This window comes from Mesorhizobium sp. M2C.T.Ca.TU.002.02.1.1, assembly GCF_003997225.1.
Map to the genome: position 1 here is coordinate 1 of NZ_RZTO01000631.1, position 3,699 is coordinate 3,699.

General features: G+C 65.1%; 3 protein-coding genes. 2 read left to right on the plus strand and 1 reads right to left on the minus strand.

Going from position 1 to position 3,699, the window contains the following annotated elements; all coding sequences use genetic code 11:
- A partial coding sequence (locus EOD07_RS26425) for an ATP-binding cassette domain-containing protein (protein ID WP_164772542.1) occupies positions 1-986 on the minus strand: 986 nt, incomplete at its 3' end.
- 137 nt (positions 987-1,123) lie between these two features.
- On the opposite strand from EOD07_RS26425, the gene mtnK reads away from it, so the two are divergent.
- A complete protein-coding gene (mtnK, locus tag EOD07_RS26430; protein ID WP_127237507.1) occupies positions 1,124-2,392 on the plus strand; it encodes an S-methyl-5-thioribose kinase in 1,269 nt (422 codons plus the stop codon).
- Positions 2,389-3,483, plus strand: a complete 1,095-nt coding sequence (gene mtnA, locus EOD07_RS26435) for an S-methyl-5-thioribose-1-phosphate isomerase (RefSeq protein ID WP_127237508.1) — start codon at positions 2,389-2,391, stop codon at positions 3,481-3,483. The genes mtnK and mtnA overlap by 4 nt, the downstream gene beginning before the upstream one ends.
- Positions 3,484-3,699: the final 216 nt, after the last annotated feature.

Genomic DNA, 3,699 nt, shown 5'->3' on the forward strand with positions numbered 1-3,699 from the left:
GCCCTACGCGCCGAGCCCGGCGCGTAGGGCTTGCCGTCCATATGCATGGTGCCGGCGAGCGGCCGGCGCACGCCGAACAGCGTTTCCGCCAAAGCCGTCTTGCCGACGCCGACAAGGCCGGTGATCGCCACCACCTCGCCGGCGCCGAGCGTCATCGAGATCGGCTTTGCTCCTTGCGCCAGCTGCAAGCCTTCAGCGGTGAAGACCGCACGAGCCGAGCTTCTCGCCACCACCCTGTCGAGATGGATCTTGCGGCCGAGCATGGCATTGACCGCACCCTCATAGTCGAGCGGCTTCTTGTCGAAGACGCCGGAGACGACGCCGTCGCGCATCGACACGATGCGGTCGGCGAGACGCCTGATGTCGGACATGCGATGCGAAATATAGAGGATGGCGACGCCCTGCCCGCGCAGCCGGTCGATCAGCGAAAACAGCCGATCGGCCTCGGCGCTCGACAGCGAGGAGGTCGGCTCGTCGAGGATCAGAACCTTGGGCTGATGCGCCATGGCCCGCGCGATGGCGACCATCTGCCGATCGGCCAACGACAAGTCGCTGACGCGCGCCCTGAGGTCGAGGGCGAGCCCCATGCGGTCGGCAACCGCCCTCGCCTCAGCCCGGACATTGGCAGGCTTGAACAGCAACGACGCACCTTTGCCGCTCAGCCGGTCGAGCGTCAGATTGGTGGCGACATCGAGGTCGGCGACCACGCCGTCATTGATGTTCTGGTGCACGGTGACGACGCCGGCGCGGATGGCTTCGGCGGGGGTCTGCGGATCGAAGGCCTGGCCGGCGAGTTTCATCGAGCCGGCGCCGCGCTCGTAAACGCCGCTGACGATCTTGACCAGGGTGGACTTGCCGGCGCCGTTGGCGCCCATCAGCACCGTCACCTCGCCCGCAAAGAGGTCGAGCGAGATGCCGCCAAGCACCTCGTTCTGGCCGAAGGATTTCCTCAGGCCCTCCACATGGAACACGGCATCTGCGCCCATCCGTTCCTCCCGGATCGTGACGCTATGGGCTCATTCGGCAATTGTCAACACGATTGACATTTGCCAGAGCGCTTCCTAGCTTGGCCCCGCCGCCGTGGCTCCGCTATCGTCGGAAACCGCGCGCAGGAGGGGAGAGCATGACCGGGAAGTTCGAAGCATTGTCGGTGGAAACGCTGCCGAAGCGCCTTGGCGAGACCGCGGCGCTGACCGGGCGCATCGGCAGGGACGCCAGCCGCTGGAAGGTACAGGAGGTCGGCGACGGCAATCTCAACCTCGTCTTCATCGTCGAGGGCGACCAGGGCGCGGCAGTGGTCAAGCAGGCGCTGCCCTATGTGCGGCTGGTCGGCGACAGCTGGCCGCTGCCGCTCAAACGCTCCTTCTTCGAATACCATGCGCTGACGCGGCAAGAGCGCCGTGCGCCCGGCTCGGTGCCGGCGATCTACCATTTCGACGAGACCCAGGCGCTGATCGTCATGGAATATCTGGCGCCGCCGCACGTCATCCTGCGGCGCGCGCTGATCGACGGTCGCGAACTGCCCAACATCGCGCGCGACATCGGCCTGTTCATGGCCCGCACGCTGTTCCGCGGCTCGGATCTCTCGATGGTGACGAAGGAGCGCAAGGCAGATCTGGCGCTGTTCGCCGACAATGTCGAGCTCTGCGACATCACCGAGAACCTGGTGTTCTCCGATCCCTATTTCGACGCCAAGATGAACCGCCACACCAGCCCGCAGCTCGACGGCCTGGTGGCGGAGCTGCGCGCCGACCGCGACCTCAAGGTCGAGGCGCAGCGGCTGAAGCATCTCTTCGCCGCCAATGCCGAGACGCTGCTGCATGGCGATTTGCATTCGGGCTCGATCATGGTGACGGACACAGAGACCCGGATGATCGATCCGGAGTTCGCCTTCTATGGCCCGATCGCCTTCGACGTCGGCATGTTGCTCGCCAATTTCTGGATGGCCTTCTTCTCGCAGCGCGGGCATGAGGAGAAGGGCAGCCGGGACTCGATGCGTGCCTATCTGCTCGGCGTCACAGCCGAGACCTGGGCCACCTTCCGCGCCGAGTTCGCTCATCTGTGGCGGACCGAGCGCGGCGGCATCCTCTACCAGAGAAGCCTGTTCGAGGATCAGGGCGACCTGCTCGGCGCAGAACAGGCGCTCGACCACATGCTGCATTCCATCTGGACCGACCTGCTCGGCTTTGCCGGCATCGAGGTGCACCGGCGCATCCTGGGCCTCGCCCACAATGCCGATTTCGAGACCATTGCCGATCAAGACCTGCGCGCCAGATGTGAGGCCAAGGCTTTGCGCTTCGGCCGCCATATCGCCGTCAACCGGCGCCAGATCCACAGCATCGACGAGGTCAACAATCTCGCCGCGCTGATCGAACAGGAGAAGAGCCTTTGAACGTCGGCGAACGCCACTACCGCACCATCTGGCTCAGCGACGACAAGCGGTCGGTCGAGATCATCGACCAGCGCTGGCTGCCGCATGAGTTCCGCATCGAAAGGATCGAAACGGTCGCCGGCATCGCCACCGCGATCCGCGATATGTGGGTGCGCGGCGCGCCGCTGATCGGCGTTACGGCGGCCTATGGCGTCGCCATTCAGATGAAAGACGATCCGTCGGACGAAGCGCTGGATGCGGTGTGGGAGACGCTTCACAAGACGCGGCCGACGGCGATCAACCTGCGCTGGGCGCTGGACGAGATGCGGCGCTTCCTGAAGCCCTTGGCACCGGCAGAGCGCGCGGAGGCTGCCTACCGGCGGGCCGCCGAGATCGCCGACGAGGATGTCGGGCTGAACCGCGCCATCGGCGAGAACGGGCTTGAGATCATCAAGAAAATCGCAGCGAAGAAGAAGCCCGGCGAGACCGTCAACATCCTGACCCACTGCAATGCCGGCTGGCTGGCGACAGTCGACTACGGCACCGCCACCGCGCCGATCTATCTGGCGACCGAGGCCGGCATTCCGGTGCATGTCTATGTCGACGAGACCAGGCCACGCAACCAGGGCGCCCAGTTGACCGCCTGGGAGATGGCCGGCCACGGCGTGCCGCACACGCTGATCGTCGACAATGCCGGCGGCCATCTGATGCAGCATGGCGATATCGACATGGTCATTGTCGGCACCGACCGCACCACAGCCAATGGCGACGTCTGCAACAAGATCGGCACCTATCTGAAGGCGCTGGCCGCCGCCGACAACGACGTGCCCTTCTATGTCGCGCTGCCCTCCCCCACCATCGACTGGACGGTTGCCGACGGGCTCGCCGAAATCCCGATCGAGGAGCGCTCTGGCGACGAGGTTTCGCTGGTCTGGGGCAAGACGGCGGACGGTAAGGTCGCGCAAGTGCGCGTCTCGCCCGATACGACACCGGCGGCGAACCCCGCCTTCGACGTAACGCCGGCGCGGCTGGTGACGGGCCTGATCACCGAGCGCGGTGTTGCCAAGGCCTCGCGGGAGGGGCTGAAGGCGATGTTTCCGGAGCGAGGGTAGTTCTTCCTCGTCGGGAGACGTTTGGTAGGACACGAGATGCCCCGCCAGCGTCCGTCTCGGCTTCGCCGAGCCACCTCTCCCCACTTCGTCTAGGGGATGCACACATCTTTTGAGATGAATGACTCGCTTTTGATTGGCGGTCTTGTGTTGGGGTGTGATTCCGTCTGCGATGCGTTGATGGAGATGCGTCGCGATGTCAGCCCATGAGATCGGATT

Excerpts from the sequence above, each read along its gene's own strand:
- mtnK (WP_127237507.1), top strand. The coding sequence starts at position 1,124 with ATGACCGGGAAGTTCGAAGCATTGTCGGTGGAAACGCTGCCGAAGCGC.